The organism is Pedobacter sp. ASV1-7 (genome assembly GCF_040203335.1).
GTDB lineage: Bacteria > Bacteroidota > Bacteroidia > Sphingobacteriales > Sphingobacteriaceae > Pedobacter.
Genome location: NZ_JBEHBV010000016.1, coordinates 1 through 5,419, shown reverse-complemented (window position 1 = coordinate 5,419; position 5,419 = coordinate 1). Strand labels below are relative to the sequence as shown.

Sequence of the window (5,419 nt, the reverse complement as noted above, 5' to 3'; positions counted from 1 at the left end):
ATTTAGTCCCGTAGCTCAGTTGGTTAGAGCACTACACTGATAATGTAGGGGTCAGCAGTTCAAATCTGCTCGGGACTACATTAAGGTATAATCTTAAGGGGGATTAGCTCAGCTGGCTAGAGCGCCTGCCTTGCACGCAGGAGGTCAACGGTTCGACTCCGTTATTCTCCACCATCACCGGTGCTTAATACAAAAGGCACAGAAATAGGGAACAAACCTGTATAGGAATGTACTCCGGGATAGAACAGTTCTTTGACATATTGGAAGAAGTTAAAAAAGAAGAGCAAACAACAATAGAGACGTTGTTTGGTCGAAGGAAAGAATGCAGTAAGCAATTACTACAAACTGACTGACGATTTAACAACAATCAAAAAAGCATTTCCATATGCGCAAAAGGGTATGGAGAGAAGAAAGTAATTAAGAGCACACAGGGGATGCCTTGGCTCTCAGAGGCGATGAAAGACGTGATAAGCTGCGATAAGCTTCGGGGATTAGCAAATATGAATTGATCCGAAGATTTCTGAATGGGGAAACCTGGCTAGTTGAAGACTAGTCGTACAATGTACGCAAACCTGCCGAACTGAAACATCTAAGTAAGCAGAGGAAGAGAAAATAATAATGATTTCCTAAGTAGTGGCGAGCGAACGGGAAAGAGCCCAAACCATATTTGTTACGGCAAATGTGGGGTTGTAGGACTACGATAAGATTATAATGCAATGAAGTGGAACAGGATGGGAAGCCTGGCGATAAAGAGTGATAGCCTCGTACACGTAAGTACCATTAGTCTAGTAGTATCCTGAGTACTGCGAGGTCGGAGACGCCTTGTAGGAATCTGCCGGCACCATCCGGTAAGGCTAAATACTCCTGAGAGACCGATAGTGAACCAGTACCGTGAGGGAAAGGTGAAAAGAACCCCGAACAGGGGAGTGAAATAGAACCTGAAACTGTGTGCTTACAAGCGGTCGGAGCGTCCAGGTGGCGTGACGGCGTGCCTTTTGCATAATGAGCCTACGAGTTACTCTTCTCTGGCAAGGTTAAGTGTTTCAGACACGGATCCGAAGCGAAAGCGAGTCTGAATAGGGCGTATAGTCAGGGGAGGTAGACGCGAAACCTTGTGATCTACCCATGGACAGGTTGAAGGTGCGGTAACACGTACTGGAGGACCGAACCGATAAACGTTGAAAAGTTTCCGGATGATCTGTGGGTAGGGGTGAAAGGCTAATCAAACTGGGAAATAGCTCGTACTCCCCGAAATGTTTTTAGGAACAGCGTCGTGGTGAAGTTAAATAGAGGTAGAGCTACTGATTGGGTGCGGGGGAGTCAAATCCTACCAAATCCAGACAAACTCCGAATGCTATTTAATATACACGGCAGTGAGGCGCGGGGTGCTAAGGTCACGCGCCGAGAGGGAAAGAACCCAGACCATCAGCTAAGGTCCCCAAGTTACAGTTAAGTTGAACTAACGAGGTCCGATTGCATAGACAGCTAGGATGTTGGCTTGGAAGCAGCCATTCATTTAAAGAGTGCGTAACAGCTCACTAGTCGAGCGATCGGGCATGGATAATAAACGGGCATAAAATTGTACACCGAAGCTATGGGTAATGTGTAAATATTACGGTAGGGGAGCATTCCAGCGGCAGCGAAGGTATGACGTAAGTTTTGCTGGAGCTTCTGGAAAAGCAAATGTAGGCATAAGTAACGATAAGGCAGGCGAGAAACCTGCCCGCCGAAAGGATAAGGTTTCCTGATCAACGCTAATCGGATCAGGGTTAGTCGGGGCCTAAGGAGAACCCGAAAGGGATATTCGATGGACAACGGGTTAATATTCCCGTACTTTTTATAACTGCGATGTGGGGACGGAGTAGTGACACTGCCGCGATCTGACGGAATAGATCGTTGAAGGCTGTAGGTATAGGACTGGTAGGCAAATCCGCCGGTCTTGCTGAAGGCCGATAGTACCGCAAACCTTCGGGGGCGTGGATAGTGCAGGTAATCAGACTTCCAAGAAAAACCGCTAAGCTTCAGGTTATAAAAACCCGTACCGCAAACCGACACAGGTATCCGGGAAGAGAATTCTAAGGCGCTCGAGTGATTCATGGCTAAGGAACTCGGCAAAATGGCCCTGTAACTTCGGGAGAAGGGGCGCTGGTAGCAATATCAGCCGCAGTGAAATGGCCCAGGCGACTGTTTAACAAAAACACATGGCTTTGCAAAATCGAAAGATGAAGTATAAGGCCTGACACCTGCCCGGTGCTGGAAGGTTAAGAGGGGATGTCATCCTCACGGAGAAGCATTGAATCGAAGCCCCAGTAAACGGCGGCCGTAACTATAACGGTCCTAAGGTAGCGAAATTCCTTGTCGGGTAAGTTCCGACCTGCACGAATGGTGTAACGATCTGGGCGCTGTCTCAGCCATGAGCTCGGTGAAATTGTGGTCCCGGTGAAGACGCCGGGTACCCGCAACGGGACGGAAAGACCCCATGCACCTTCACTACAATTTAACATTGACATTGGATGCAGGATGTGTAGGATAGGTGGGAGACTGTGAAGTGGCGTCGCTAGGCGTCATGGAGTCAACGTTGAAATACCACCCTTTCTGTATTCGATGTCTAACTTCACTTAGTGAAGGACATTGTTTGATGGGTAGTTTGACTGGGGTGGTCGCCTCCAAAAAGGTAACGGAGGCTTTCAAAGGTAAGCTCAATACGCTTGGTAACCGTATGAGGAGTGCAATAGCATAAGCTTGCTTGACTGTGAGGCAAACAAGCCGAGCAGGGTCGAAAGACGGATATAGTGATCCGGTGGTTCTGCATGGAAGGGCCATCGCTCAAAGGATAAAAGGTACGCTGGGGATAACAGGCTGATCTCCCCCAAGAGCTCATATCGACGGGGAGGTTTGGCACCTCGATGTCGGCTCGTCACATCCTGGGGCTGGAGAAGGTCCCAAGGGTTCGGCTGTTCGCCGATTAAAGTGGCACGCGAGCTGGGTTCAGAACGTCGCGAGACAGTTCGGTCCCTATCTGTTGTGGGCGTAGGAATTTTGAGTGGGGCTGACCTTAGTACGAGAGGACCGGGTTGGACTAGCCTCTAGTGAATCTGTTGTTCCGCCAGGGGCATTGCAGAGTAGCTACGCTGGGAATAGATAAGCGCTGAAAGCATCTAAGTGCGAAACTAGCCACGAGATGAGAATTCCATATAGGACCGTAGCAGACTACTACGTTGATAGGTTACAGATGTAAAGATGGTGACATCAAAGTCGAGTAATACTAATCATCCGAAGCTTTCAAGAGCAGTAAACTGTTGTTTGTTCTTCCTAACTTAACTTCTTTCAATAATATGTCACTTGTTTAGTAACAATAGCCATAATATACCGCAAGGATATTATGAGATATATCACTAAATATTTAAAAATATTTAGGTGCCTATATCGGTGGTGTCCACCTCTTCCCATTCCGAACAGAGAAGTTAAGCCCACCAGAGCCGATGGTACTGCGGTAACACGTGGGAGAGTAGGTCGGTGCCAAATCTTAAAGAAAGCCTTTCAGTTTACTGAAAGGCTTTTCTTGTTAATGGCAATTTACCCAAAACTCGTTTACAAAGCTTGAAGGAACTTGATAAGTTACTATTTTACAATTAACTCACCTTGTTTAAGACGTTGGGCAATATTTCTATTAGTCTAGTTCTGTTACCTTTATTCTGATAAAATCCTATATAGTTCCAGATTTAGATAATAACTATTTCCTTGTATCATTCTTTTTTCTAGAATTCCCATTGCTGAGAGCTCATCAAGATATTTACGTGCAGTATTTTCAGCATATAGGCCTCTTTCCGTCAAATGCTTTACTTTGGTAAAAGGTTCAGTAAATAATGTATTAATAAGGGATTCTGGGCGTGAAATGGAACCTTGATCAATTGCTGCTTCCAGTATAGCATCTTTAGCGGCTATAATGTCATTAATTTTGTTGTAAGTTAAATTAGCCGTTGTCTCAACAGCTTTAAGCATAAATAGAAACCAGTTTTTCCAGTTGCCTTTTTGTGCAATTCCTGATAGCGTGGAATAATAATCTTCTTTATGATCCATAATGTAGCGACTTAAAAAAAGAATTGGATAATCTAGCAATCCCTTTTTTGTCAGGTAATGGATGTTAAATATTCTTCCCGTTCTTCCATTACCATCCCGGAAGGGATGAATAGCTTCAAATTGAAAATGACCTATAATCATTTTTATAAGTGGGTCAACGGGATATTGTTTATCGTCGTTTAAGAAGTTAATCAGATTATTGAGTTTTTCTTCTATTATAGCCGAACCCCTGGGTGGAGTATAAGATGCTTTACCTGCATTTAATCCTGTTCCACCTTCTTTGATATAAATTTGAGCTACCGGAGGCCTTATACCATCATTGAATTGTGTTATGGTTCTATACATTTTGATAAAGTACGCTTCATCAAATTCTTGTTCTGCTTGTAAATATTGATAACCTAACCATAGCGCCTCTCTATAGTTTAATATTTCTTTAGCGGGACCTTGCAGTTGTTTTGTCTGCTGCTCACTATATGCTTTGTAAAGCTCATCATCGGTAGTAAAGATATTTTCTATTGCTGAAGATGCTTTTGCTTCTTGTAAACTAATAGAATTGATTAATAAACCCTGATTAGGGATAGCAACGCTACGTCCCTGTAATCTTCCCAAAGCAGCTTTAGCATTTCCTAGTTGTGATAGGATTTGAATGTCTTCATATAATTCTTTATTTATAGGAAGCAATGGTAATTCGTTCTAGGGTTTGTTTCTATCAGGATTTATTAAATAAGGCATACCTCAAATATACAAAAAGATTGCAAGACCTTAAAACGTCTTTATTTTTAAGGTGAGCTTGATTGTTGACCTTAATTTAAGCTGATCGCCTTATGTTTACCTTATTTTTATATCCATTTTAAGGTTAGGTGGCTGGTTTTACCTTAAAAGAAGCTATAAAGAAATTTTTTAATGGAAGTTTGAAAAGGTATGTAAATAGTTAAAACACTTAAGTGATAAAAATGTTGTTTAGAGATAGCATTTTTCTACCTGTGGGTTAGTGAGTTATGAAATAAATGCAAATAATAGTGGTTATATGTTTGTGGGTTTATATTATTTTCCTACTTTTGCATCCCGCTTCGGAGGAAGGGAAACAGTGAAAGGGATATAGAGAAGGATGATTTGAGTGGTTGCGTGTAGAGATGGTAATTTCTTTGAGTCGTTTAAAACCGGCAGAAAATAAAAAGGAAAAAAAGTTTTAAAAAACTTTGCAACTACCAAAAAGATTTCTACCTTTGCAATCCCAAACAGAGCGGGTTTATCAAACGGAGTTTGATAATAAGAAAAACAAGATTGAAACGTTGAAGTAATCGAAACTGAAACCAGGAACATTAAGACCTGGACGAAA

2 protein-coding genes, 2 tRNA genes and 2 rRNA genes are annotated in these 5,419 nt (G+C 42.9%); 4 read left to right on the top strand and 2 right to left on the bottom strand.

What is annotated here, in order from left to right; genetic code table 11:
• Window positions 1–4 precede the first annotated feature (4 nt).
• From ABDJ41_RS22945 to rrf, 4 genes are all read left to right on the top strand, one after another.
• Window positions 5–78 (top strand) — tRNA-Ile (locus tag ABDJ41_RS22945).
• Window positions 79–97: 19 nt separating this feature from the next.
• A tRNA-Ala gene (locus ABDJ41_RS22940) sits at window positions 98–174 on the top strand.
• Window positions 175–407: 233 nt separating this feature from the next.
• A 23S ribosomal RNA gene (locus tag ABDJ41_RS22935) occupies window positions 408–3,288 on the top strand.
• A 125-nt stretch (window positions 3,289–3,413) separates the two neighbouring features.
• Window positions 3,414–3,525: ribosomal RNA gene (gene rrf / locus ABDJ41_RS22930) — 5S ribosomal RNA — on the top strand.
• Window positions 3,526–3,690: 165 nt separating this feature from the next.
• Here the strand turns inward: rrf and ABDJ41_RS22925 are convergent.
• Window positions 3,691–4,761, bottom strand: coding sequence for a Fic family protein (locus ABDJ41_RS22925; RefSeq protein WP_349788487.1), 1,071 nt, complete (start codon window positions 4,759–4,761; stop codon window positions 3,691–3,693).
• A gap of 363 nt (window positions 4,762–5,124) precedes the next feature.
• Window positions 5,125–5,419 (bottom strand): hypothetical protein (locus ABDJ41_RS22920; RefSeq protein WP_349788486.1); only part of this gene is annotated, 295 nt, incomplete at its 5' end.